This window comes from Actinomadura sp. 9N215 (genome assembly GCF_044326345.1).
GTDB lineage: Bacteria > Actinomycetota > Actinomycetes > Streptosporangiales > Streptosporangiaceae > Spirillospora.
Genome location: NZ_JBIRBA010000001.1, coordinates 22468 through 48170, shown reverse-complemented (window position 1 = coordinate 48170; position 25703 = coordinate 22468). Strand labels below are relative to the sequence as shown.

Sequence of the window (25703 nt, the reverse complement as noted above, 5' to 3'; positions counted from 1 at the left end):
AGTTCCCTTGTCAAAGCCGGACGGCCACGGACTTGGTCTCGAGGTAGGCCTCGATGCCCTCGCTGCCGCCCTCGCGTTCGAGACCGCTGTTCTTCATCCCGCCGAACGGCAGCTCGGGCCGGACGGGGAACGCCTCGTTCACCGCGACCACGCCGAAGTTCAGCCGGTCGACGGCCCGCCACACCTTGGCCAGCCCGGCGCCGAAGACGTAGGCGGCGAGGCCGTAGTCGGTGGTGTTGGCCCGCTCGATGGCCTCGTCGTCGGTGTCGAAGGTGTAGACGGGCAGCACGGGGCCGAACGTCTCCTCCGAGCTGATCAGCATGGTGTCGTCCGCGCCGGTCAGGACGGTCGGCTCGTAGAACGCGCCGGTGAGCTCGTCGTTGTCGGGTACCCAGCGGCGTCCGCCGGCCGCGACCTCGGCGCCGCGCTTGACGGCGTCGACGACGTGCCGTTCGACCTTGTCCAGGCCCGCGAAGTCGATCAGCGGGCCGGTGGTGGTGCCCTCGGCGGAGCCGTGCCCGAGCCGCAGCGCGGCCACCTTCTCCAGGAGGAGGGCGAGGAACTCGTCGTGCACCGAGCGGTGCACGAACAGCCTGTTGATCGCGATGCAGCTCTGCCCGGCGTTGGCGAACTTGGCCGCTGCCGCCGCCGCAGCCGCGGCGGGCAGGTCGGCGTCGTCGAACACGATGGCGGGGGAGTGGCCGCCCATCTCCAGGGACGTCCTGCGCAGGTGGTCGCGGGTCGAGGCGAGCAGGCTGAGGCCGACCTCGGTGGAGCCGGTGAAGCTGACCTTGCGGAGCCGGCGGTCGGCGAGCAGCGCGCCCGCCACCTCCGCCGGACGGGTCGTCGTGAGCGACTGGAGCACCCCGGCGGGCAGCGCCCCGGCCTCGGCGATCAGCCGGACGAGTTCGGTGCCGATCAGCGGGGTCTGCTCCGCCGGCTTGACGATCACCGGGCACCCGGCGGCCAGGGCCAGCCCGACCTTGCGGACCAGCATGCTCGCGGGGAAGTTCCAGGGCGTGATCGCCAGGGCGGGGCCGACCGGGGTCCGCAGGACCAGGCCGGGGCCTGCGGCGGCGTCCGGCGCGACCCGGCCGTTGGCGCGCCTGGCCTCCTCGGCGGCCCATTCGAGCATCCGGGCCGAGCCCAGGACCTCGCCCTTGGCCTCGCCGAGCGGCTTGCCGTTCTCGCTGGTCATCAGGGCCGCGAGGGAGTCGGCCTGGGTGCGGATCCGGCCCGCTCCGGCGCGCAGCGCGGCCGAGCGCTCCTCGGCGGTGGTGCGGCGCCATGCCTCGGCGGCCGCGTCGGCGGCGTCGAGGGCGGCGAGCGCCTCCTGCGGCCCGGCGTCGGCGGCCTGCGCGATGACGTTGAGCGTCGCGGGGTCCGTCACGTCGAAGGTCGCGGCTCCCGATTGCCACACGCCGTCGATGAGCAGTGTGGCTGACGGGTCTGCGGGCATGTTGCGGACCTCCCTGTGCCTTCGGTTACGCCGACCGTAATCGATTTCGCAGCAGTCTCGTCCTTGGGTGTTGTGTTTGTCAACAGCTGCCCTTCGGGAACCTACCCGGTTCCGAGCGGTCTTACAGTGGGGGGCATGAACGCCCTACCGTCCCGCTCAGCGGACCCCGCCGCCGAGGACACCGAACTCATCCCCATCAGGGAACTGCTGTCGTACCGGCTGCACCGGGTCGCCAACGCGCTCTCCCGCAGCGCCGCGCTCCGCTACCGGCGGGAATTCGACGTCAGCCTGCAGGAGTGGCGGACCATCGCGCTGCTCGGGGCGGACGAGCCGCTGACCGTCAACCGGCTGGCCAGGCTGGCCGGCCTGGACAAGGCCCAGATGAGCCGGGTCGCGACCAAGCTCGCGGCCGCCGGGCTCGTCGAACGGGAGCCGGGCCCCGGCCGCACGACCCAGCTCACCCTGACCCGCAGCGGACAGTCGCTCTACCGGGGCCTCATCGCCACCGCGAACGAGCGCAACAACGCCTTCCTCGTCTGCCTGACCCCTCTTGAACAGGAAGTTCTCGACTCGGCGCTGCGCAAGCTCGCCACGTTGGCCAAGGCGCTGGAGCGCTCGGAGCGCTGATCCGGTCCCCGCCGCGGGGGTCCGCCGCCGAGGCTGGGTGTTGATGTTGTCAACAGTAGGTTATATTCCTGCTGTGACGACCTGTTCGCCCTGACGACATCGACGCTCCCCTAGGAGGCGGACGCGCATGGCCGACCGCGCCACGATCTGCGAGTGCTTCGCCCGCGACGGGCTCCAGCACGAGAACACCTACGTCCCGACCGATGTGAAGCTCGACCTGATCGGCGCCTTCGCGGACGCGGGCTTCGCGCGGATCGAAGCGACCAGCTACAGCCACCCCGAGCGCGTTCCGGCCTTTCGCGACGCCAGTGCGGTGCTCGCCGGGCTGGCGTCGCGAAAGGCAGGGCCCGCCGGCGTCGCCTACAAGGCGACCTGTCCGAATCCGCGCGCTGTGGAACGCGCCATAGCCGATCTCGACGCCGGGCACGGCGCCACGGAGCTCAGCCTGCTGGTGTCGGCCACCGAGTCGCACACTCAGCGGAACATGCGCGCCACCCGCGAGCAACAGTGGCAGCGGGTGACCGAGATGGTGCGGCTCGCGGCCGGACGGTTCCGGCTGGTCGGCGTTATCTCGGTGGCGTTCGGCTGCCCCTTCGAGGGGGCGGTCGACCCCGGCGTCGTCGCCGCCGACGCGGCCCGGTTCGCCGACCTCGGCGTCGACATGGTGACCTTGGGCGACACCACCGGCATGGCGACGCCGACGGCCGTCAAGAACATGTTCCGCCGGATCCCGGCGAACGCGCCCGGGGCCCCGCCGGTCGTCGCGCACTTCCACAACACCCGCGGCAGCGGGCTGGCGAACTGCGTGGCGGCGCTGGAGGCAGGCTGCCGCGACTTCGACAGCTCGTTCGGCGGCGTCGGCGGCCACCCGGCGCAGATCGAGTACGGCGGCGGCATGACCGGGAACGTCTGCACCGAGGACCTGGTGAACCTGCTGGAGTCCGAGGGCGTCGCCACCGGGCTCGACCTCGGCAAGGTCCTGGCGGCGTCGGAGCGGTGCGAGCGGGCGCTGGGCCGTCCGCTGCACAGCATGGTGGCCCGCGCGGGATTCGGCCTGATCGGCGGGGAGCTTGGCGGCGGAAAGGCCGCCGGTGGAGCGGTCGCCGGTAGAGCGGCGGCCGGTGGAGAGGTGGAACAGAATGCCTGAGTCCGAGGTGCTGATCGTCGAGGATCAGGGCGCGGTCCGCGTGCTGCGGATGAACCGTCCGGCCAAGCTCAACGCGCTCAACACGGAGCTCACCCAGGCCCTGTACGACGCGTTGCGCGACGCCGACGCGGACGACGCGGTCCGCGCCGTGGTCCTCACGGGCGCGGGACGGGGCTTCTGCTCCGGCGCCGACCTGTCGGAGTTCGCCGGGCTGACGCCCGCCGACCAGCACGCCGTCATCAGGCGCGCCGAGCTGACGACCCGCACCCAGATGATGTTGCAGCAGCTCACCAAGCCGATCGTCTCGGTGGTGCACGGCCCCGCCATGGGCGGCGGGGCGGGGCTCGCGATCGGCTGCGACATGATGGTCGCGGCGGCCGACGCGAAGTTCGGCTACCCGGAGGTGCGGCACTCGATCGTCCCCGCGATCGTGATGACCGGGCTCCAGCGCAACCTCGGCCGCAAGCTCGCCTTCGAGCTGATCAGCACGGGCCGCATCCTGGACGCCGCCGAACTGGCCGCGCTCGGCCTCGCCAACCGGGTCGCCGAGCCGCAGGACGCCGAGAAGGCCGCCCTGGAGATCGCGTCCGGCTGGGCCGAGGTGAACCCGCTCGCCATGGCCGCCGCGAAGAACCTGTTCTACCGGGTCGCCGACCTGCCGTTCGCGGAGGCCATGCGCACCGGCGGCGACGTCAACACCATCATGCGCGGGTTCCGGGGGGCGGGCGCATGAGACCCCTGGACGGCGTCACCGTGGTGGACTTCAGCCGCGTCCTCGCCGGGCCGCTGGCCACTCAGATCCTCGCCGATCTCGGCGCCGAGGTGATCAAGATCGAGCGGCCGGGCGGCGGCGACGAGTCCCGCGCCTTCGAGCCGAAGCTGCCCGCCGGGGAGAGCGCCTACTTCTTCGCGTTCAACCGGGGCAAGCGGTCGGTCACGCTCAACCTGCGGACCCCGCGCGGCCAGGAGATCGCCCGCGGCCTCGCCGCCCGCGCGGACGTGCTGGTGGAGAACTTCATGCCCGGCACGATGGACAAGCACGGGCTCGGCTACGAGGCGCTCGCGGCGCTGAACCCGGGCCTGATCTACGTGTCCAGCACGGGTTTCGGGCAGTCCGGGCCGTACGCCGACCGGAAGGGGTACGACACCGTCTTCCAGGCGCTTTCCGGGATCATGTCGCTCACCGGCCACCCCGACACCCCGCCCGCCAAGGTCGGCATCCCGGTCTCCGACATGACCTCGGGGCTGTGGATCGTCATCTCCGCGCTGACCGGGCTCATGGAGCGGGGCATCAGCGGCCGGGGCGGGCACGTCGACCTGGCGATGATGGACGTCCAGGCGAGCCTGCTGGCCCTCGCCGCCGCCCGGATCTTCGCCCTCGACGAGGACCCGGGACGCACCGGCACCGCGCACCCAGGGCGCGTCCCGTCGGAGGCGTTCCAGTGCGCGGACGGCGGCTGGCTGCACATCAGCGGCAGCGACCAGCACTGGGCCCCGCTGTGCGGTGTCCTCGGCCTGCACGAGCTGGCCGCCGACCCCGAGCTGGCGGCCAACGAGGGCCGGCTCGCGCAGCGCGACCGCGTGAAGGCCGAGCTCAGCGCGGCCGTCGGCCGCTGGCCCCGGGACGAGCTGGCCGAGGCGCTGCGGGCCGTGGACGTCCCGGCGGGCGAGGTGAAGTCCGCGCGCGAGGCGCTCACCGACCCGCACATCGGAGCGCGGCGCATGGTCGGCCACTTCGACCACCCCACCGAGGGCAGGTTCTCCGCCCTGCGGACCCCCCTGCGCCTGGACGAGACCGAATACCCCGAGCCGGGCGTCCCGCCGCTGCTCGGAGCCGACACCGAGGCCGTGCTGACCGAGCTGCTGGGACTGGACCGGGCGGACGTTGCCCGGCTACGCGAAGAAGGGACCATCTAGCGGTGAGCGACGAAGATCCGGTGCTGGTGCACGAGGCCGACGGTGTCGCGCACGTCGTGCTCAACAGGCCGGAGGCGCGCAACGCGCTGAACCTCCCCATGTGCCACGGGCTGAGCGAGGCGTTCGCGCGCCTGGACGCCGACGACGGCGTCGGGGCCGTCCTGCTGCGGGCGAACGGTCCCGCGTTCTGCGCCGGGGCCGACCTCAAGGAGCGCGAAGGGCGCGACGAGAGCTGGGTCCGGCGCCGCCGCCTCGCCTCGTTCGCCGCGTACGAGGCCATCGAACGCTGCTCGAAGCCCGTGGTGGCGCTGGTGCACGGCGCGGTCGTCGGGTCGGGCGGCGAGATCGCCATGTCGTGCGACTTCATCGTCGCCGCCGACGACGCCACCTTCCGTTTCCCCGAACCGCATTGGGGCACGGTAGGCGCGACGCAGCGGCTGCAGCGCGTCATCGGCAAGCGCCGCGCGAAGGAGCTGCTGTTCACCGCCCGGACCATGCCGGTCGACGAGGCCGCGGCGGTGGGCCTGGTCGCGCGGACGGTCCCCGCCGCCGAGCTGGCGGCGGAGGGCGAGCGGGTCGCCACGACGATCGCGAGCGCGCCCCGCCTCGCGATGTCGCTGACCAAGCAGGCGATCGACCTCGGCTCGGAGACCGACCTGCCCAAGGGGATCCGGATCGAGATGGCGGCGATCGAGCGCTGCCTCGCCGACGGCGGCTGGCGCGGCGGCGTCGAGGACTTCGCCTCCGCGATGCGCGAGAGCCGGAGCCGGGCGGCGGCGCAGGAGGGGAGCTGACCGATGGGACCGACGGGATCGGGTTCGGGTTCGGGATCGGGTTCGTACGGCGTGCTGGACGGGGTGTGCCCGCTGACCGTCCACGAGGCGCTGCGCCGGGCCGCGGCCATCGGGCCGGACGTCGAGGCGGTCGTCGCCTCGCACGGCCGCATCACCTACGCGGCGCTGGAGGCCGAGGTCGCGGCCGTCCGCGCGGCGCTGGCGGCGGCGGGCGTCCGGCGCGGCGACCATGTGGCCGTCTGCCTCGGCAACGGGCCGGAATGGGTGACGCTCTTCCTGGCCATCGGGTCGCTGGGCGCGGTGACCGTGCCGATCAACACCCGGTGGCGCGCGCCGGAGATCGCGTACGCGCTGCGGCAGTCGCGGTCCTCGACGCTGTTCGTCGCCGACCGGTTCCTGAACATCGACTTCATCGCCGTGCTGCGGGAGATCTGCCCGGCCGTCGACGCGGAGCTGCCGGGCGCCGACCTGCCCGACCTGCGGTCGGTGGTCGTGCTCGGACGGAACGGCACCGCCGACGTCCCCGCCGCCGCGCGGTCGTGGCACGACTTCAGGGCGGGCGCCGCGGGCCCGGTCGAGCCGTCCGGGACGCCCGACGACGTGGTGCTGATCCAGTACACGTCCGGGACGACGTCCCATCCGAAGGGCGTGCTGCTGACGCAGCTCAACATGTGCGCCGACGCGTTCTTCTCCGGCGAGCGGCTGGGGCTGCGCGCCGGCGACCGGTTCCACAGCGCGCGGCCGTTCTTCCACGCCGCCGGGAGCACCCTGACGGTGCTGGCCTGCGTCCAGCACGCCGCCACGGTCGTGACCATGGACCGGTTCGAGGCCGGCGAGGCGCTCCGGCTGATCGAGGAGGAGCGCTGCACCCACTTCTCCGGCAACGACACGATCGCGCTGATGCTGCTGAACCACCCGGACCGTCCACGGCGGCGGCTCAGGCTGCGGGGCGCGTGGGCGGCGGCGTCGCCCGCGGTCGTCCGCCGGATCGTCGACGAGCTCGGCGCGTCCGAGTGCGTCGTCGGCTACGGGCTGTCGGAGGCGTCGCCGAACGTCGCGCAGTCGGCGTGGTGGGAGCCCGAGGACGTCCGCGCCGGCGGCCGGATGCTGCCCGAGCCGGGCGTCGAGGTCCGCATCCACGACCCCGAGTCCGGACGCGACCTCCCCGCCGGGGACGTCGGCGAGATCCTGGTCCGGGGCTGGAACGTGATGCGCGGCTACTACGCCATGCCGGACGAGACCGCGGAGACGCTGTCGCCTGACGGCTGGCTGCGCACCGGCGACCTCGGCAGGCTCGGCGACGACGGCCGCCTCGAATTCGTCGGGCGGGCCAAGGAGCTCATCCGGGTCGGCGGCGAGAACGTCGCGCCGACCGAGGTCGAGGACGTCCTGCACGGCCACCCCAAGATCAAGCAGGCGGCGGTGGTCGGCGTCCCCGACGAGCGCCTCATGGAGGTGCCGTTCGCGTTCGTCGTCCTCGCCGAGGGCTGCGCGGCGGAGCCGGAGGAGATCATCGCCTGGGCGCGGGAGCGGCTCGCCCGCTTCAAGGTCCCGCACCACGTCCGGATCGTCGCGGGCTTCGAGGAGTTCGGGATGACGGCCAGCTCCAAGGTGCAGAAGCGGCACCTCGCCGAGCACGCGCGGCGGCTGCTCGACTCGGTGGAGACCAGATGACGGGCGGACCGGGCCGGACGGCGCGGATCGACACGCCGGTCACGCGCCTGCTGGGCTGCGACCTGCCGATCGTCCAGGCGGGCATGTCGTGGGCGTCGTCGAACGCCGCGCTGCCGCTCGCGGTGTCGAACGCGGGCGGGCTCGGCGTGATCGCCGCGGGGCCGATGCGGCTGCCGGACCTCGACCGCGCCATCGCCGAGGTCGCGGCGGGCACCGAGGCGGCGGGCCGTCCCTACGCGGTGAACCTGCCGCTGTACCGCAAGGGCGTGGACGAGGTCATCGACCTGCTCGTCGCCAGGCGCCCCCCGGTGCTGATCGCCTCGCAGGGCGGGCCGAGCCGCTACCTGGACCGCTTCCGCGACACCGGGACGATCTGCCTGCACGTCGTGTCCACCGAGGAGCACGCGGCCAAGGCGATGGACGCCGGCGTCGACGGCCTCGTCGTCGTCGGCGCCGAGGCCGGCGGCCATCCGCCGCCCGGGCTCGTGTCCACGCTGGTCACCGTCAGGGCGGTGGCCCGGCGGTTCCCGCGGACGCCGATCGTCGCGTCGGGCGGGTTCGCCGACGGGGCGGGCCTGGCCGCGGCGCTGTCCCTGGGCGCGGGCGCCGCGCAGTTCGGCACCCGGTTCATCGCCAGCGCCGAGTCGAACGTCCACACCGCCTACAAGGAGGCCGTCCTCGCCGCCGGGACCGGCGACACCCGGACCGTGGGACGCGGCCTCGGCGTGATCCGGGTGCTCGCCAACGACTTCGCCGCCCGGATGGCGGAGCTGGAGCACGCCGGCGCGGAACTGGAACGCCGCCGGGCCGAGTTCACCGCGTCCACGCTGCGGCACGCGGCCGTCGACGGCGACGTCGCCGGCGGCAAGGTCGAGCTGGGCCAGTCGGCCGGCCTGGTCGACGCGATCCTGCCGGCGGCGCGTATCGTCGAGCGGATCGTCGAGGAGTACGCCGCCACGCTCGGCCGCCTGCCAGAGGTGCGGCCCGCCGACGAGTGTCCAGCCCAGCCGGCCGCCACATCGCTCCCAGCCTGGTAGCCCCCCGCCACCCCAAGGACTCGGGGGAGAGTCAGCCGAATCAAGATCTGGGAGGTCTTGAATGACGATCAACGATGACAGGGCCGAGCGGGTAGCCTCCGCTCCGAGAATCGGCCGAAGAGGACTCCTGGGAGGTGCCACGATGCTGGCGGCCGGTGGCGCGGCGTTCGCCGTCGGCGGCGGGTCCGCCGCCGCGGGCGGCGATCCGTGGACCGGCTCCCCACTCAAGATCATTCCCATTCCCGAGCAGGTCCCGGCCCGCGAGGGATACGCTCCGGTGCCCGGCGGACGCCTGTGGTACTGGGACACCGGGGGCCGCGGGACCCCGATCATCCTGATGCACCCCGGCAGCGGCAGCGGGGAGGTCTGGCCGTACCAGCAGCCCTACTTCGCCAAAGCCGGGCACCGCGTCATCGGCTTCTCCATGCGCGGCGCGTACAAGTCGAGCGCGCCGGACCCGGCCAACCCGGGAACCGGCGCGGACGACCTGCACTCGCTCGTCCAGTACCTGGGCATCGGCAAGTTCCACCTCGTCGGCGTGGCCTACGGCGGGGGAGTGGCGCTCGACTACGCGCTGACCCGTGAGGAGCGCCTCCTCAGCCTCTCGATCAGCGGCAGCCTGACCAGCGTCACGAACCAGGACTACGTCGACATGCTCCGGCGGCTCCGGCCGGCGGGCTTCAACGACATGCCGGCCAGCTTCATCGAGCTGGGGCCGTCCTACCGGGCGCTCAACCCGGAGGGGATGGCGGCCTGGACCGAGATCCACGACCGGGCCTCGACCAGCGACGTCGGCCAGCCGTACCTCACCAAGCCCACCTGGGCGGACGTGGAGCGGCTGAGGGTGCCGACCCTGCTGCTGTGGGGGGACGGCGACCTCTACAGCCCGCCGTCCGTGCAGCGGGTGATGGCGAGCCACTTCCGCAACGTGGAGACCGTCGTCGCCAGCGAGTCCGGCCACGCTCCGCAGTGGGAGCGGTCGGACATCTACAACCCCGTCCTGCGCAGGTTCCTGCGCAAGCATTCGCGCTAGGAGCGCCTGAGCGCCGGGGAGCCCGATCCTGCTGCGGGCTCCCCGGCTTTCCGCGTGGGCTCCCCGGCCTTCCGGGTGGTGACGGGGGTCAGCCCAGCGCGGGCATGACCTCGGCGGCGAGCCGCTCCATCTGCTCCGCGTCGTCGAAGAGCGGGGTGAAAAGCACCATCTCGGCGCCCGCGTCGATCACCTCGCGGACCCCTCGCACGCACTCGTCGGCGGGGCCGAAGACGGCGACGGAGAGCAGGTCGTCCCGCGCGTAGAACCGCTGCAGGGTGTCGGCCGCCCGCTTCCGGGCGCGGGACGTGTCGTCGTCCACCCCGATGTAGACGCGCTTGGCGATCGAGAAGGTCGCGGGATCGCGGCCCTGCTCGGCCAGCGCCTCACGCACGCCGCCCACCTGGTCGACGAACTGCGCGGTCGTCGCGGACCCGGCGCCGAAGAAACCGTCGCCGTGCCGGACGGCGCGTCGCAGCGCGTTCGGGTGGCGGGCGCCGAACCAGAGCGGAGGGTGCGGCTTCTGGAACGGCTTGGGTTCCATGGCGGCGGCGTCGAGCTGCCAGAACCGTCCGTCCAAGGTGACGCGGGGCTGCGTCCAGCACGCCTTCATCAGGTCGAGGCCCTCGGTGAACCGGGCGACGCGGCTGTCCGGATCGACGGCGAACGCCGCGAGCGCCGGGCCGGCGTTGCCGACCCCGACGCCGACCTCGACGCGTCCCCGGCTCAGCTGGTCCAGCGTGCTGAGGCTCTTGGCGAGGTGGAGGGGGTTGTGCAGCGTGCTCACGAACACGGCGCAGCCCAGCCGGATCCGTTCGGTGCACGCGGCCGCGTACGTCATGGTCTCCAGCGGGCTCGACCGGGCCGCCGCCCCGAGGACCTGCTCCTGCGTCCAGGCGCCGTCGAAGCCGAGCTCTTCGGCCCGCCGCAGGAAGGCGCGGAAACCGGCCGGGTCGAACCCGCCGTCGGGAAGGTCCTGCGGAATGGAGATCGAGAAGCGCATTCCGCCTATTTTAACGATCTTCCAGCCCTGTGACCAGGCCGGACGGCAGCCAGAGCCAGGCCTTGGCGTGGCGGATCTCCTTGCAGTTCACCCGGATCATCCGGTACCCGGCGGGGGCGACGGCCCCGTCGCCGCGCGGCGCGGCCCGCGCGAAGAGCTGGGTGTAGAGGGTGTCGGACGTGATCAGGCCGAGGTCGGCGCCGGCGGTCCGGAGGGCGTCCTTGAACTCGCCGGCGTCCAGGAGGCGGAAGAGGTGCGAGGTGGCGGGGCTGAAGACGCCGTACGCGTCGCGCTCCACGTAGCCGTGGTGGACGGCCACGCGCAGCCGCAGCCGGGCGCCGTCGTCGGCGAACCGGTTGCGGTGGTGCAGGATGACCGCCAGGTTGCGCGCGAGCCGGTCGAGGCAGGCGACGGGGTCGACGCCGGTGGGCGCGACGATCAGCGCCCCGTCGCCGCGGTCCTCGCGGCGGCAGGCGTCCCAGGGCAGGCCGGTCGCGGCGAACGCCCGGCCGAGCCGCTCGTACATCTCGCGCCGCACGGTCCGCTGGGCCGCGGTGTCGGGGCAGCGCCGGCCGAAGCCGACGACGTCGACGGCGAGCAGCGTCGTGTGCATCGGCAGCGGCAGTTCCGCGGGGACGCGCGTCCCGCCGAAGGGCTCTTCCAGAAGATCGTCGGCCCAGAATTCGATCAGCTCGTCAGGCGTCAGCTCATTGGCCGGGGCGTCGCGGAGGACGCGTCCGGTGCGGGCGGCCCAGATGGTGTAAAGCGACATCATCCCCGGTGCGGTGTCGAGCATGCGGATTCTCCCTTCTCCGAAAGGTCCGGAACCACTGTGGCGGTGTTGTCGGGCAATCCGCGCGGGATGGGATGAGTTGGGACGCAGCACCGGCCGAAGAATTCTGGTGTATATCACTCGTGCCCATTTTGTCGGTATTTGCTGCGGAGAGGACGGGCGCGGGCCAGGGCCGGGCCGCGGGAAATGTGTACGGTGAAGCCATGACGGCGTCCAATGATGACCCGGCGGTCGTACTCGCCCGTTTCATCTCCGGACTGAACGACATCTGGATCAAGGCGGGGCCGCCCACCCTCCTCGAGGCGGAGGCGCTGTCGCGCAAGTTCGCCACCCCGGTGCAGGCGCGCACGCTGCGCGTGGAGGAACTGAAGCGCTCCACGACCCAGCGCATCCTGTCCGGCCAGGGAAAGAACCTGCCCAAATGGCCGTGGGTGGCGTCCTTCGTGACCGTCCTGCGGGCGATCGCGTCCCGGAACGGCGTCGACCCCGACGATCTCGGCACCCTGGAGGAATGGAAGGCCCGATACGAGGAATCGTGGCGCCGATTCCATGAACTGCCCGGGGAGGCGCCGACCCCGGCCGATGAATCGCCCGGCGCCGCGGAAATCGCGGCGCCCGGAATCGGGCACGCGGCGTCCGGCGCGCCGAACGTCCCGGTGGCGGCGGGCGCCCGCCGATCCGCCGGCCAATCCGCTTATCGTTCCGCTTACCGGCCCGCTCGGCGTTCCGTTCGCCGCACCTCTGGAAGCCGCGGGCAAGGGCGAGACCAGGAACCGGGCAGGGCCGCACTGGACGCGCTGTCCCGGCGCTTCAAAACGGCGGGCTGGTGGCACCGCTACCAGGACGTCGTCCCCGAATTCGTGGAGCTCTATCTGGAGCTGGAGCAGGCGGCACGGCTCATCCAATCCTATGAGAACCAATTCGTCCCCGGTCTGCTCCAGACGCCCGAGTACGCCGACGCCGTCGTCAGGCTCGAACACGCGGCGGCTCCCGAGACGCAGATAGAACGCCGGGTCGAATTGCGAATGCTGCGGCAAAAGAGGCTGTGGGGGCCGAACCCGCCGCGGCTTTGGGCGATCCTCGACGAGGCCGTCCTGCGCCGCGGGTTCGGCGGTACCGCCACGATGCGGGCGCAACTGGAGCATCTGCTCGCGGTCTCCTGCCGCCCCAACATCGGGATTCAGGTGATGCCGCTGAGCAAGGGAGGATATGCTGCGGCCGGTGGGCCGGTGACCGCCTTGCGCTTCGCCGAGGCGACACTGCCCGATGTGATCTATCTCGAACAGCTCGGCGGTGCCGATTACCCCACCGACCCCGCGGATATGCTCCATTTCGGCCAGGTACTCGACCGGCTCAGCATCGAGGCCCTAACTCCCGGCGAAACCCGTGACATGCTCCGCCGCCTGCACGCGGGCACGTTCACGGAAAAGTGACCGCGCAACGGGTTGTCACCCCGCCGCCGTCTTGATTTCCTGGCCGCAGGACGGATCATTTCGTGAAGCGCCCCTGCGCTTCACCCGGTGGAGTCAGCGGGGCCGCGTCGATGGAGGTTGCGATGAGTTCCGGCGATTCCTCATTCTCCTGGCGAGAAGCCGAAAAGGATCTGATGGCGGGGATCGACACGTCCGTGCCGCACTCCGCCCGCATCTGGAACTACTGGATGGGCGGCAAGGACAACTACCCCATCGACCAGCAGGCCGGCGAGCAGTTCGCCGCGATCTATCCTGGCGTCAGGGACCTCGCCCGCGTATCCCGTTACTACATCTCCAGGGTCGTCCAGTTCCTGGCGCGGGACGAGGGAGTCCGCCAATTCCTCGACATCGGCACCGGGCTGCCCAGCCACGACAACACCCACGAGGTCGCGCAACGCGTCGCGCCCGAGTCGCGCATCGTCTACGTCGACAACGACCCGCTCGTCCTCGCCCACGCGCGCGCCCTGCTGACCAGCAACGACGTGGAGGGCACCGACTACATCGACGCCGATCTGCACGACCCGCAGACCATCATCGACGTCGCCCGGACCAAGCTCGACTTCGACCGGCCCATCGCGTTGATGTTGATGGGCGTCCTCGGGCACATCCCCATGACCGACGGCGACGAGCTCGCCCGCTCGATCGTCGAACGGCTCAAGGCCGCGCTGCCCGTCGGCAGCTACCTCACCGTCTACGACGGCACGAACACCGACTACGCGGTCGTGGAGGCGACCCGCCTCTACAACGAGGGCGGGTCCATCCCCTACGTCCTGCGCAGCCCCGAGCAGATCACCCGGTTCCTGGACGGCTTCGTCCAGGTCGAGCCCGGCGTCGTGCGGCTCGATCGGTGGCGTCCCGACCACAGCCCGCTCGGCCCGTCGGTGGCCGTGGACGGCTGGGGCGGCGTGGCCAAGAAGACCGCCTAGCCGAACCGGGCGGGACGGGTCACGGCGTCCCGACGGCGATGTCCAGCAGGAGCGGCTCGGTGCGTTCCGCCAGCGTGGGGATGATGGCGTCGAGCCGCTCGTGGAGCCCTTCGAGGTCGGTCACCCGGATGGCGTCGCAGCCCAGCGACTCCGCCAGTCCGGACATGCTCACCTCGGTGAACTGCGGCCACGGCGCCTTGCCGTGCCCCTTCTCCGACGCGAGCCGGTCCATGATGGCGTAGGCGCCGTTCGACATGACGATGAACAGCGCGCCGACGGCGTAGTGCGCCGCGCTCCACAGGGCCTGGATGCCGTAGATGGACGACCCGTCCCCGACCACCGCGACCACCGGACGGTCGGGCAGCGCCATGCGCAGCCCGGTGGCCGCGGGTAGCGCGAACCCGAGCCCGCCCATGGCGGCGCTGACGAAACCCAGCGGCGCGCGGGCGGGGACCATGTCGTGCAGCAGCGGACGGCTGGACGGGCTCTCCTCGACCAGGACCGTGTCCGGGGCGAGCCGTACGGCCAATGCGCTGAAGACGTGCTCCGGCATGAGCACGCCCTTGTAGTCCGGGACGGGGACGGGAGTGCGCCGGACGGGCACGGCCGGTTCGGGCCGGTCGTCGACGACGTCGAGCAGCGCCTCGCACACCGGGGCGGGAGCGCCGAGGATCGCCAGCTCGGCGGGGCTGCGATGCACCTCCTCCGCGTATTGGCTGATCACGGCCGCGCGGGAGCCCGGCGGCAGCAGCGGACCGGCCTCGAAGTGGTACTGGCGGAACACCGGAGCGCCCACCGACAGGACGAGGTCGTGCCCCGCGAGCTTCTTGCGCAGCCCCGCCCGCCCGGCCGGGAGATGCCCGGCGAACCGCGGGTGGTCCTGCGGGAAGCCCGCGCGGGCGCCGAAGGACTCCTGCCAGACGGGGCAGCTCAGCCGGTCCGCGAGCGCGGTCAGCGCCGCCCAGGTGGCGGGGTCGTCCGCGCCGGCGCCGACGACGATCGCCGGGTTGGCGGCCCCGTTGATCAGGTCGGCGAGGTCGGTGACGGTGGCGGGGTCGGGGCGCGTGGACGTCCGGACGAGGTCCGGGGCGGGGAGCGTCGCGCCGTCCTCGACGGGAACGGTCCAGTCGTCCATGGGGACGATGACCAGCGCGGGACCGTGCCCGGTCTGGGCCTCGTGCACGGCGCGGGCGACGGCGCCGGGGACGTCGCCGGCGTGCGCTGGCTGCTCCGTCCAGACGGGGTACTCGCCGGCGAGGCCGTCGAGGCGGCCGGTGAGGAACGGTTCGAACGCCAGGTGGCGGCGGTCCTGCTGGCCGACGATCACGACGAGCGGCGCCCGGTTGACGCGGGCGGTGGCGAGCGCGCCGACCGCGTTGCCGAGCCCGGCCGTGGTGTGCAGGATCACCGCCGCGGGCCGGTCGTGCGCGATCGCCCAGCCGGTGGCCATCCCGACCACGGACCCCTCGTGCAGGCCGAGGATGAAGGTCAGGTCGTTCGGCAGATCGGTGAGCAGGGAGATCTCGGTCGAGCCCGGGTTGCCGAACAGCGTCGTCAGGCCGTGGGCGCGCAGGACGTCGAACATGAGACCGCGGACATCGTGGGCCACGGGCGCTCCTTCCGAAAGTGACGACAGGTGACGATCCGTCGGGGGACGACGCCGAGCGTCCCACCCCGGCGGCGCCCCGGGGACCGGTCCTCTCACTCAGCGGAAAACCTCGTCGCGCAGCGCACGGGAGATCCCGAGCGCGGCGGCGCGCACCGCCGGGACGAGCGGCGCCAGGTTGCCGGTGCGGCTCGGCACGACGACGGAGATGGCCGCCGCGATCTCCCCGGGACGGCTGAAGACGGGCGCGGCGACGGACGAGGCGCCCATGGTCATCTCGTCGCGGCTCAGGCAGTAGCCCGTCCCGCGGATGTCGGCGAGCACCGTGCGCAGCCGCGCGGCGTCGGTGATCGTGGCCGGGGTGACGCGCGCGAGCGGGCCGCTCAGCAGCCGTTCCCGCACCTCCGGTGGCGCGTAGGCGAGCAGCACCTTGCCCGGGCCCGTCGAGTGCAGCGGGAGCCGTCCGCCGACCTGCGACACGACGCCGACCTGCGGGCGGGCGGACAGCTTCTCCACGTACAGGGCCTGGTCCTCGTCCCGGACGACCAGGTGCACGACCTGGTGCGTGGCCTCGTACAGGTCCTCCAGGTAGGGCAGCGCCACGTCGCGCAGCCGCCGCCCGCGCGGCGCGAGCGCGCCGAGCTGCCACAGCCGCAGGCCGATCCGGTAGCGGCCGCGCCCGTGCCGCTCCAGCGCGCCCCACTCGACCAGCTCGGCCAGGAGCCGGTGGACGGTCGCGGGCGCCAGCCCCGTGTCCCGGACGATCATCCCGAGCGTCTGCTCGGGCCGCCGTTCGGTGAAGGAGTCCAGGATCGCGAGCGCGCGGCTCAGCACCGTCCGGCCGGGTTCGACGGCGTTGCCCGCCATGGTCACCTCCCGGTCGACTTTTCCGCTGAGTGATAGTACGGGGAGACGTCCACTGATACCCGGTGGAAGCGTTCGCACACGAACCAACCGTGAAGGAGGCAGGCCGTGTCACGGCTTGACGGGAAGACATGCCTGATCACCGGCGGTGCGGGCAGCATCGGAATGGCCACGGCCGAGCGGTTCCTCGCCGAAGGCGCGCGCGTCCTGCTCGCCGACCGGGACCAGAGCGCTCTGGACGCCGCGGTGCGCACGCTCGGCACCGACCGCGCCGCCGGCCACCGGACGGACGTCACCGTCGAAGACGACGTGGCCGCCTGCGTCGCCGCCGTCCTGGACCGCTGGGGACGGCTCGACGTCGCCATCGCCAACGCGGGCGTCACCGGCCCCATCGAGCCGGTGACCGAGTACCCGGCGGACGAGTTCGACACCGTCCTGGCCGTCCACGTGCGCGGCGCGTTCCTGGTCTGCAAGCACGCGCTGCGCCACATGGACGCGGGCGGGAGCATCATCATCGCGTCCAGCGTCGCGGCGCTGCGCGGGGACCCGGGCGTGTCCGGCTACATCACGGCGAAGCACGCGCAGGTCGGGCTGATGCGGTCGGTCGCGAAGGAGGCGGCGCCGCGCGGCATCCGGGTCAACACGATCCATCCGGGTCCCGTCGACAACGACTTCCAGGCGGGGCTGGAGAAGCGCCTCGGCCAGGTCATCGGAGCCGACGCGACGGCGTTCTTCAACGAGCAGATCCCGCTCGGCCGGCACGCCGCGGCCCGCGAGATCGCCGCCTCGATGCTCTTCCTCGCGTCCGACGAGAGCAGCTTCACCACCGGCACGACGCTCGTGGCCGACGGCGGCATGAGCGTCTGACCGTCCCACCGAACCGGAGAGAGAACGCCATGACCGTGCTGAACGAACCGGCGACCCTGCTGAACGGGTCGGCTTGGACGTCCCACGTCTTCCTCGGCGAGTGGACGCCGGGCAGCGGCGGCGACTACGCCGTGGTGGAGCCGGCCACCGGGAAGGAGCTCGCCCGGCTGGGATCGGCCACGCCCGGCGACGTCGGCCGCGCCACCGCCCGGGCCGTGGACGCGCAGCGCGCCTGGGCGGCGGCCGGGTACCAGGAGCGCGCCGCCGTGCTGCGCCGTGCGGGCGCGCTGTGGGAGGAGCACGCGGCCGAGATCGAGGAGTGGATCGTCCGGGAGGCGGGCAGCGTGCCGCCGAAGGCCGCGCTCGAAGTGCGGACCGCGGCGCAGGAGTGCTACGAGGCCGCGGCGCTCGCGTCCCACCCGGTCGGCGAGGTGCTGCGCTCGGAGCAGCCGCGGCTCAGCTATTCCCAGCGCGTGCCCGCCGGCGTCGTCGGCGTCATCGCGCCGTTCAACTTCCCGCTGATCCTCGCGATCCGGTCGGTGGCGCCCGCGCTGGCGCTCGGCAACGCGGTCGTCCTGAAGCCGGACCCGCGCACCGCCGTCTGCGGCGGCGTCGCGATCGCCCGGATCTTCGAGGCGGCCGGGCTGCCCGCCGGGCTGCTCAGCGTGCTGCCCGGCGGCGCCGACGCGGGCGAGGCGCTGATCACCGACCCGGCCGTGCGGATCATCGCGTTCACCGGCTCCACCCGGGCCGGACGCGCCGTCGCGCGGCTCGCCGGGGAGCACCTCAAGCGCGTCCACCTGGAGCTCGGCGGGAACTCGGCGCTGATCGTGATGGCGGACGTGGACGTCGCGCGGGCCGCGTCCGCCGGGGCGTTCGGCTCGTTCACGCACCAGGGGCAGATCTGCATGGCCACCGGCCGCCACCTCGTCGACCGGCGGATCGCGGACGACTACGTCGCCGCGCTGGCCGAGCGCGCCAACCGGCTCCCGGTCGGCGACCCGTCCGGCGGACAGGTGGCACTCGGGCCGATCATCGACGTGAGGCAGCGCGACAACGTCCACCGGCTGGTCACCGCCAGCGTGGACGCCGGCGCGCGGCTGGCGGCGGGCGGCACCTACGAGGACCTGTTCTACCGGCCCACGGTGCTCGCCGACGTGCCCCTCGAAGCCCCCGCCTACGCGGAGGAGGTGTTCGGGCCCGTCGCCCCGGTGGTCGCGTTCGACACCGCGGACGAGGCCGTCGCGCTGGCCGCCGACAGCGAGTACGGGCTGTCCCTCGGCATCCTGTCCGGGGACGGGTTGAAGGCGCTGGAGCTGGCCGGGCGGATCCCGTCCGGGGCCGTCCACATCAACGACCAGACCGTGTCGGACGAGGCCGTCATCCCCTTCGGCGGGACGGGCCTGTCCGGCAACGGATCCCGGATGGGCGGCATCGCGCACAACCTGGAGGCGTACACCGAGACCCGCTGGGTGACGGCGCAGAGCGAACTGCCCGAGTACCCGTACTAGCGAGGTCCGGGCCGGGTGCCGGTGGGGACTCCGGCGCCCGGCCCGGACCGTCATCGGTCGGCCGATCCCAAGGGTCGGCGGTCGTCAGGGATCAGTGGTTGTACGGGGTGAGCCTGTCCCAGAAGTCGCAGTGGTGCTGGCGGGCGATCTCCCGCGTCAGCTCGCTGTCGCCGGCCGGGGCGAGGGCCATCACGTCCGGGTTGTGGCGCGTGAACCGCGGCCACAGGGGCGTGCCCTTAACGGTCGGGCTGCCGGTGTGGGCGAAGCCCGTCCACTGGGCGGTGATCTGCGCGCCGAACGCCTTCTGGTTGGGGGTCAGCTGCGCCCCCGGGCGGGGCGACAGGAACTGGTTCAGCAGGACGTGGAACGCGCCGTTCGGCTTGGTCTGGTCGAGGAAGCTCGCCGGCGGTGCATCGGAGTTGTCGGACTGGTACGCGTACACCTTGATGCTGCGCGACATCCGCTTGTGGTTGAGCAGGGACGGGCAGACCGAGTTGGAGTCGGCCACGAGCGTGCGGTAGGCGATGAACGCCGACGGGTCGGGGAAGCGGTCCAGCGGGTAACGGGCGAACACCTGCGGGGCGTAGCGCCCGTACTGCTGCCGCACCATCCGCTCGTAGTCCGCGGGCGTGTTGGCGGACGCGAGCTGGGTCTCGTCGCGGTCGACGCCGTGCATGAGCGTGACGTCGTTGACGCGGCCCGTGGCGAACGCCTTCGCCATCGACATGGTCAGGGTCTTGCCGTCGACGACCGGCGCGATCGTGCCCTGGTCGGGGCCCATCCCGTTGCCGGACTTGTCGAGCAGCGTCTTCACCGGCACCTGGCGCAGGCAGGCGGCGGTGTCGGCGGCGTCCCCGCAGCCGACGGCGGCCGCGAACCGCTCATTGATGCGGTGCGCCTCGTCCGCGGAGGGCAGTTCGGACTTGCAGTCCTGCGGCTGCCACGACGTGTTCGTGCCGAGCAGCGAATTGTATTCGCCGCTTTGCGCGATTCCCTTCTGGAACAGCCCCCGCGCGGTGGGGGACACGGCGTTCGCGCAGACGCTCGACCCGCCGGCGGACGCGCCGAAAATGGTCACGTTGCGTGGGTCGCCGCCGAATTGGGAAATGTTCTTCTGCACCCAGCGCAGCGCCGCCTGCTGGTCCTGGAACGCGTAGTTCCCGGAATTGCGGCCCAGGTCCTTGTGCGACATGAAGCCGAAGATGCCCAGCCGGTAGTGCACCTCGACCGAGATGACGTTGCCGGACCGGACGAGGTGGCTGCCGTCGGCGGGAGTGCCGAACCTGAACCCGCCGCCGTGGATCTGGACCATGACGGGCAGCCGCTTGGAACCGGCGTTCGCGGGCGCCCTGACGTTCAGGTTCAGGCAGTCCTCGTTGGTCGATCCGGAGCCGAGGCCGTCGGCCTGCGGGCAGTTGTTGCCCCGCTCGGTGGCGGGGAACGTCGACGTCCAGGCGTGTGCGGGCTCGGGCGGCGCCCAGCGCAGCTCACCGACCGGCGGGGCGGCGTAGCGGATGCCGAGCCAGGACTTGACGCCGTCCGTCTCGGTCCCGCACACGACTCCCTTGTCCGTGCTGACTGTGGTGCCGGACGCGCATTCGGCGGCCTCGGCGAGCGTCGCGGATCCGGGGGACGCGGGGGATGCGGACGCCGGGGCGGTGAACAACATCGCCGCCGCCGCGGCCGCGACGACTGCGGGCCATCGGAGTTTCTTCGGCTCCATGCCGACCTTCTCTCTCGCGCGGGGGAATGGACGGCGCCCCCCGGAGAACGGAAGGCGCCATGATCGCGGGAAAACAGGGTCGCGAAAAAACAGGGATCGCGGAAAACAGGTTCGCGGGGAAACAGGTTCGCAGGGGGAATAGGGGCGCGGGGAATGGGGCGCGGGGAAACGGCCGCACCGTCGTGGAACCGGCGAGGCGCCGGGGCTCTCGTCCAGGCGGGCGGCGTAGGCGAAGGGGTTGCGGATCTGTCTCTGGGGCCGGCGACGGCGGTGGCGCCTTGACTCGTGCCGGATGTGGTGCGCGCGCACCATGATCGCGGGTGATCCGAAGATTAAGATGGCGTTCTGAAGCCGGATAGAGCCTGGTCCCGGCGTGTTCGGTCAGTGGCCACGATCGAGCGGCGACCGGCGTGGCGGATCGGTGAGCGGTCGGATCTCTGCGACCGGCGGTCGTTCGGGCCCGAAGTTTTCACCCCGCCCCCGGCGGTCTCGCAAGATTACGGACAATCTCCGCAAAACGGACTGATCATCGTGTTTTCCGGACCGTTGGGCGCACCCGCCCCCGGTGCTCGACGCGCGGGGCGGGCTGTTCGGCGCAGCGGCCGCCGCCCCCTCCTGACCACCACTTGTGATCATGTGATGCTCCGCCCGACGACGTCGAATGTCGATCCGGAAGGGATGCGTCGATGCGAACCAGACGGCGAATGACCAGGGTGGGCGGAGCGGGCCGGGGCCGGAGGCTGTCGCTGGGGGCGGCGGTCGTGCTGCTGGCCGGCGCGGCGGCCGCGCCCGGCGCCAGCGCCGCCGACCGCGCGGGGGCGGCGGGCGAGAAGTGCGAGTTCACCGTCCAGCGGGACGTCCCCACCACGATGCGCGACGGCACAGTCCTGCGCTCCAACGTGTTCACCCCGAAGGGCAAGGAGAGCTCCCCCGTCCTCCTGATCCGGCTGCCCTACAACAAGGACCGCGCCGAGAACATCTTCTACGCCGACCCCGACTTCTACGCCCAGAACTGCTACATGGTCGTCTCGCAGGACGTCCGCGGACAGTACAAGTCGGACGGCGCCTTCTACCCGTACCGGCACGAGGCCACCGACGGCTACGACACCATCGAGTGGGCCGCGAAGCTGCCGGGCTCGAACGGCAAGGTCGGCATGTACGGCTTCTCCTATCCCGGGCTGACGCAGTGGCTGCCCGCCGCCCTCAAGCCGCCGCACCTGGTCACGATGATCCCGGCGTTCACGTCGTCCGACATCTACGACGGCTGGACGTACGAGGGCGGCGCGATGTACCAGTCGTTCACCCAGGACTGGCCGCTGTTCTCCCTGGCCAACAGCTCGGTCGACCGCCTGCCCGACGGTGAGAGGCTGAGCGCGGAGATGAGCCAGGCGTCCCGTGACCTGTTCCGGAAGTGGTACTGGTCGCTGCCGCTGAAGAAGTGGCCGCCGCTGTACCCGAAGGACGAGCGCGTCGCGCCGTACTACTACGACTGGGTCGAGCACCCGAGCAACGACGCCTACTGGAAGCGGTGGAGCACCCGCGAGCGGTATCCGCAGATCACCGTTCCCGCGCTGAACTACGGCGGCTGGTACGACATCTTCCTCAACGGGACGGTCGAGAACTTCGCCGGAATGCGCGCCGAGGGCGGGTCGCGGACGGCCCGCGAGGGCGCGAAGATGCTGATCGGGCCGTGGTCGCACGGCGGCTCCGGCCGCCGGACGGGCGCGCTCGACTTCGGCCCGGACGCGGTCGTCGCGATCAACGAGGTGCAGCTCCGCTGGTTCGACCGCTGGCTCAAGGGCGAGCGCAACGGCACCGACACGGACCCGGCCGTGAAGATCTTCGTGATGGGCGCGAACAAGTGGCGCACAGCTGGCTCCTGGCCGATCCCCGGCACCCAGAACACCACGTACTACCTGCACAGCAAGGGTGACGCGAACACGCTGACGGGCGGCGGCGCACTCAGCACCGTCCAGCCCGGCAAGGAGGAGGCGGACCGCTACCGGTACGACCCGGAGAACCCGGTGCCGAGCTTCGGCGGACGGTTCCAGAGCTCGGTGCCCGGCGGGCCGCAGGACCAGCGGGTCGTCGAGCAGCGGCGGGACGTCCTCGTCTACAGCACGCCGCCGCTGGCCAAGGACACCGAGGTCACCGGCCCGATTTCGGTGACGCTGTACGCCTCGTCCTCGGCGCGCGACACCGACTGGACGGCGAAGCTCACCGACGTCCACCCGGACGGCAGCTCGATGCTGATCCGGGACGGGATCCAGCGGGCGCGGTACCGGGTGTCCCTGGAACGCCCGTCGCTGATCCGCCCGGGGAAGGTCTACAAGTACACGATCAAGCTCTGGCCGACCAGCAACGTGTTCAAGGCGGGCCACCGCATCCGCCTTGAGGTCTCCAGCAGCAACTTCCCGATGTTCGACCGCAACCCGAACACCGGGCACACGTTCGGCACCGACATGCGGACGAGGGTCGCCTCGCAGACGGTCCTGCACGACGCCGAGCACCCGTCCTCGATCACCTTGCCGATCATGCCGACCCCGATCGGCTGACCCGTTCCGGAACGGTGCCCCGGGCCCGCCGAACCTGGCGGCCCGGGGCACCGCACTTCTCGAAAATGTTTCTAGCGACAGTACTTAGCCACCCAAACGGGCCTGTCGCACGGCATCGGAACGCGCCGCCCCGAGCGGCTGCAGGGAGGCGCGACCCGCGCGCGGCGGCCGAGCGTGAACTACGCCCCCGGCGGTCGTTGCCGCCCCTTAGCAGGACGTCACCGCACGGCTCCGGCCCGCGCTCCGCGACCCCGGCCGCGGCCGCGGTGCCGATTCGTCTCCCGACCGGGGTTTGCCGCCCACGAATCGGGAAGACCCACATCACCTCATTGACGGATGCTTCCGGAAGAAATACTTTCTTCAGAAAGTAAGCATCACATAGGGGCAGCCGGGAGGCCCGTCATGGTGACGTATCAGTACCGCTGCGCGCGCTGCGGCCCGTTCGATCTCGCGCTCCCGATGGGCGGGGCAGGTCCCGAGCGGCGCTGCACCGAATGCGACGGCACCGCCCGCCGCGTGTTCACCGCACCGTCGCTCACCCGTCCGGGCGCCCCGATCACGCGGGCGCTGGACGCCCAGGAGGCCAGCCGGCACGAGCCCCGGGTGGTGCGGACGCCGGCGCCGGAGCGCCGCGGTCCCAAGCCGCCGTCCGATCCGCGCCACGCACTGCTACCGCGGCCCTAGGGGGATCTCATGGCAAGCGTAGGTCTGCTCTACGTCGGCGCCGTCCTCTTCATCAACGCGGTGATGATCCTCGGACGCGTCGACCCGCGAGCCGCCGCCATCATGAACCTGTTCGTGGGCGCGATGCAGGTCGTGTTCCCGACGATCCTGCTCGTCCAGGCGGGCACCGACACGGCGGCGATCAGCGCCGCGGCCGGCATCTACCTGTTCGGCTTCACCTACCTCTACGTCGGCATCGGCACCCTGGCCAACCTCGACAGCACGGGCGTCGGCTGGTTCTCGCTGTTCGTCGCCTTCTCCGCGGTCGTCTTCTCGGCGGTGAACTTCTTCGACGTCGAGGACTACCCGTTCGGGGTCATCTGGCTCTCGTGGGCGTTCCTGTGGTTCCTGTTCTTCCTCCTCCTCGGGCTCAAGCGGGCGGAGCTGAACGACTACACCGGATGGGTGACCCTCGCGAACGCGCTGGGCACGACGACGCTGCCCGCGTTCCTGCTGATCACCGACAACTACTCGTCCGCGGGCAAGTACGCCGTGATCTGGGCCGTCTGCGTCGTCGTCATCGTCGTCGGGCTGTGGCCGCTCACCCGCCGGACGGGCACGGGCACCGGTGCGCCCGCCGAACCGGCCACCGGCCCCTGACCCGCCAGTCGCGACCGCACACCGCAAACAGTTCAACGCAACAACTCTGGGAGGGCACTCATGCCAGAAGTCGTCTTCAGCGTCGACCAGGCCAGGTCGATGGGCGACCAGAACGTTCCCGGCCACAACCGGTGGCACCCGGACATCCCCGCGGCGGCGACCGTCCGTCCAGGGGCGGAGTTCCGCGTGGAATGCCGGGAGTGGACCGACGGCCAGATCGGCAACAACGACTCCGCGAACGACGTGCGCGACGTCAACCTCGCGCCCTGCCACATGCTGAGCGGCCCCATCGCCGTCGAGGGCGCCGAGCCGGGCGACCTCCTCGTCGTCGACATCCTCGACATCGGGCCCGTCCCGCAGGAGACCGGGCCGAAGCCCGGGCAGGGCTGGGGCTACACCGGCATCTTCGCCAAGCAGAACGGCGGCGGCTTCCTCACCGACCACTACCCGGACGCCTACAAGGCCATCTGGGACTTCCACGGCCAGCAGGCCACCTCGCGGCACATCCCGGGCGTCCGGTTCACCGGCATCACCCACCCCGGGCTGTTCGGGACGGCCCCGTCCGCGGAGCTGCTGGCGCGCTGGAACACCCGCGAGCAGGCGCTCATCGACACCGACCCGACCCGGGTGCCGCCGCTCGCGCTGCCGCCGCTCCCGGACGGGACGCTCGCCGGCACGCTCACCGGCGACGCCCTGGCCAGGGTCGGCGCCGAGGGGGCCCGCACCGTCCCGCCGCGCGAGAACGGCGGCAACCACGACATCAAGAACTTCACCCGCGGTGCGCGCGTCTTCTACCCGGTGCACGTGGCCGGCGCCATGCTGTCCGGCGGCGACCTGCACTTCAGCCAGGGCGACGGGGAGATCACCTTCTGCGGCGCCATCGAGATGGGCGGCTTCATCGACTTCCACGTCGACCTCATCAAGGGCGGCATGGCGAAGTACGGCGTGACCACCAACCCGATCTTCATGCCCGGAAACGTGGAACCGCGCTACTCCGAGTTCGTGTCGTTCATCGGCATCTCCGTCGACCACGCCACCAACACCAACTACTACAACGACGCCACCGTCGCGTACCGCAACGCCTGCCTGAACGCCATCGAGTACCTCAAGACGTTCGGCTACAGCGGCGAGCAGGCGTACCTGCTGCTCGGCGCCGCTCCGATCGAGGGACGCGTCAGCGGCGTGGTCGACATCCCGAACGCCTGCTGCTCGCTCTACCTGCCCACCGAGATCTTCGACTTCGACATCCGCCCGACGGCCGACGGACCGCGCCGCGCCGACCGCGGCCAGTGCGCCGTCTCGTCCTGACACGTCTCGTCCTGACATCGGCTCGTCCTGACGGACACCACCCTGGCGGCCCGGCGCTCGCGCCGGG

At 71.9% G+C, this 25703-nt stretch carries 22 protein-coding genes; 16 read left to right on the top strand and 6 right to left on the bottom strand.

The window, feature by feature from the left end:
- Window positions 1–10: 10 nt before the first annotated feature.
- Window positions 11–1459: an NAD-dependent succinate-semialdehyde dehydrogenase gene (locus ACH34T_RS00220; protein WP_395989824.1), complete on the bottom strand. Its 1449-nt coding sequence runs from the start codon at window positions 1457–1459 to the stop codon at window positions 11–13.
- 135 nt (window positions 1460–1594) lie between these two features.
- Here ACH34T_RS00220 and ACH34T_RS00215 point away from each other — a divergent pair, with 135 nt between their 5' ends.
- The 8 genes from ACH34T_RS00215 to ACH34T_RS00180 all read left to right on the top strand — a co-directional run bounded on the left by ACH34T_RS00215 (window position 1595) and on the right by ACH34T_RS00180 (window position 9688).
- Window positions 1595–2086: a MarR family winged helix-turn-helix transcriptional regulator gene (locus ACH34T_RS00215; RefSeq protein WP_395989823.1), complete on the top strand. Its 492-nt coding sequence runs from the start codon at window positions 1595–1597 to the stop codon at window positions 2084–2086.
- Between the two features lie 127 nt (window positions 2087–2213).
- Complete coding sequence (locus tag ACH34T_RS00210) at window positions 2214–3233, top strand: hydroxymethylglutaryl-CoA lyase (RefSeq protein ID WP_395989822.1); 1020 nt, start codon at window positions 2214–2216, stop codon at window positions 3231–3233.
- Entirely contained in the window at window positions 3226–3966 is a 741-nt protein-coding gene (locus ACH34T_RS00205) for an enoyl-CoA hydratase/isomerase family protein (RefSeq protein ID WP_395989821.1), read from the top strand. The genes ACH34T_RS00210 and ACH34T_RS00205 overlap by 8 nt, the downstream gene beginning before the upstream one ends.
- Entirely contained in the window at window positions 3963–5150 is a 1188-nt protein-coding gene (locus ACH34T_RS00200; protein WP_395989820.1) for a CaiB/BaiF CoA transferase family protein, read from the top strand. The genes ACH34T_RS00205 and ACH34T_RS00200 overlap by 4 nt, the downstream gene beginning before the upstream one ends.
- A 2-nt stretch (window positions 5151–5152) precedes the next feature.
- On the top strand, window positions 5153–5944 hold the full coding sequence (locus ACH34T_RS00195) for an enoyl-CoA hydratase/isomerase family protein (RefSeq protein ID WP_395989819.1): 792 nt from the start codon (window positions 5153–5155) through the stop codon (window positions 5942–5944).
- Between the two features lie 3 nt (window positions 5945–5947).
- Window positions 5948–7618 (top strand): AMP-binding protein, encoded by a 1671-nt coding sequence (locus ACH34T_RS00190; RefSeq protein ID WP_395989818.1) that lies wholly within the window; start codon window positions 5948–5950, stop codon window positions 7616–7618.
- Window positions 7615–8655, top strand: a complete 1041-nt coding sequence (locus tag ACH34T_RS00185) for an NAD(P)H-dependent flavin oxidoreductase (protein ID WP_395989817.1) — start codon at window positions 7615–7617, stop codon at window positions 8653–8655. The genes ACH34T_RS00190 and ACH34T_RS00185 overlap by 4 nt, the downstream gene beginning before the upstream one ends.
- A 142-nt stretch (window positions 8656–8797) precedes the next feature.
- Entirely contained in the window at window positions 8798–9688 is an 891-nt protein-coding gene (locus ACH34T_RS00180; protein WP_395989816.1) for an alpha/beta fold hydrolase, read from the top strand.
- 88 nt (window positions 9689–9776) lie between these two features.
- Here the strand turns inward: ACH34T_RS00180 and ACH34T_RS00175 are convergent, their stop codons facing one another.
- The gene (locus ACH34T_RS00175) at window positions 9777–10688 is read right to left on the bottom strand and encodes an LLM class flavin-dependent oxidoreductase (protein ID WP_395989815.1); all 912 of its coding nucleotides are present in this window, start codon (window positions 10686–10688) and stop codon (window positions 9777–9779) included.
- 10 nt (window positions 10689–10698) lie between these two features.
- On the bottom strand, window positions 10699–11484 hold the full coding sequence (locus ACH34T_RS00170; protein ID WP_395989814.1) for a hypothetical protein: 786 nt from the start codon (window positions 11482–11484) through the stop codon (window positions 10699–10701).
- A gap of 200 nt (window positions 11485–11684) precedes the next feature.
- Between ACH34T_RS00170 and ACH34T_RS00165 the strand changes: the two genes are divergently transcribed.
- Window positions 11685–12914, top strand: coding sequence for a DUF5753 domain-containing protein (locus tag ACH34T_RS00165; RefSeq protein WP_395989813.1), 1230 nt, complete (start codon window positions 11685–11687; stop codon window positions 12912–12914).
- Window positions 12915–13036: 122 nt separating this feature from the next.
- Window positions 13037–13879 (top strand): SAM-dependent methyltransferase, encoded by an 843-nt coding sequence (locus tag ACH34T_RS00160; RefSeq protein ID WP_395989812.1) that lies wholly within the window; start codon window positions 13037–13039, stop codon window positions 13877–13879.
- 19 nt (window positions 13880–13898) lie between these two features.
- Here the strand turns inward: ACH34T_RS00160 and ACH34T_RS00155 are convergent, their stop codons facing one another.
- Together ACH34T_RS00155 and ACH34T_RS00150 are read right to left on the bottom strand one after the other, a co-directional pair.
- A complete protein-coding gene (locus ACH34T_RS00155; protein ID WP_395989811.1) occupies window positions 13899–15488 on the bottom strand; it encodes a thiamine pyrophosphate-dependent enzyme in 1590 nt (529 codons plus the stop codon).
- A gap of 96 nt (window positions 15489–15584) precedes the next feature.
- Entirely contained in the window at window positions 15585–16352 is a 768-nt protein-coding gene (locus ACH34T_RS00150) for an IclR family transcriptional regulator (protein ID WP_395989810.1), read from the bottom strand.
- A 105-nt stretch (window positions 16353–16457) separates the two neighbouring features.
- On the opposite strand from ACH34T_RS00150, the gene ACH34T_RS00145 reads away from it, so the two are divergent.
- Complete coding sequence (locus ACH34T_RS00145; RefSeq protein WP_395989809.1) at window positions 16458–17216, top strand: SDR family NAD(P)-dependent oxidoreductase; 759 nt, start codon at window positions 16458–16460, stop codon at window positions 17214–17216.
- Window positions 17217–17245: 29 nt separating this feature from the next.
- Window positions 17246–18727 (top strand): benzaldehyde dehydrogenase, encoded by a 1482-nt coding sequence (locus ACH34T_RS00140; RefSeq protein ID WP_395989808.1) that lies wholly within the window; start codon window positions 17246–17248, stop codon window positions 18725–18727.
- Between the two features lie 91 nt (window positions 18728–18818).
- On the opposite strand, the gene ACH34T_RS00135 is transcribed toward ACH34T_RS00140, so the two are convergent.
- Window positions 18819–20450, bottom strand: a complete 1632-nt coding sequence (locus ACH34T_RS00135; RefSeq protein ID WP_395989807.1) for a carboxylesterase/lipase family protein — start codon at window positions 20448–20450, stop codon at window positions 18819–18821.
- A 704-nt stretch (window positions 20451–21154) separates the two neighbouring features.
- On the opposite strand from ACH34T_RS00135, the gene ACH34T_RS00130 reads away from it, so the two are divergent.
- The 4 genes from ACH34T_RS00130 to fmdA all read left to right on the top strand — a co-directional run bounded on the left by ACH34T_RS00130 (window position 21155) and on the right by fmdA (window position 25636).
- On the top strand, window positions 21155–23005 hold the full coding sequence (locus ACH34T_RS00130; RefSeq protein WP_395989806.1) for a CocE/NonD family hydrolase: 1851 nt from the start codon (window positions 21155–21157) through the stop codon (window positions 23003–23005).
- 402 nt (window positions 23006–23407) lie between these two features.
- Window positions 23408–23689 (top strand): zinc ribbon domain-containing protein, encoded by a 282-nt coding sequence (locus ACH34T_RS00125; protein WP_395989805.1) that lies wholly within the window; start codon window positions 23408–23410, stop codon window positions 23687–23689.
- A 9-nt stretch (window positions 23690–23698) separates the two neighbouring features.
- A complete protein-coding gene (locus ACH34T_RS00120) occupies window positions 23699–24328 on the top strand; it encodes an AmiS/UreI family transporter (protein ID WP_395989804.1) in 630 nt (209 codons plus the stop codon).
- A gap of 60 nt (window positions 24329–24388) precedes the next feature.
- Window positions 24389–25636, top strand: a complete 1248-nt coding sequence (gene fmdA / locus ACH34T_RS00115; protein ID WP_395989803.1) for a formamidase — start codon at window positions 24389–24391, stop codon at window positions 25634–25636.
- Window positions 25637–25703 lie beyond the last annotated feature (67 nt).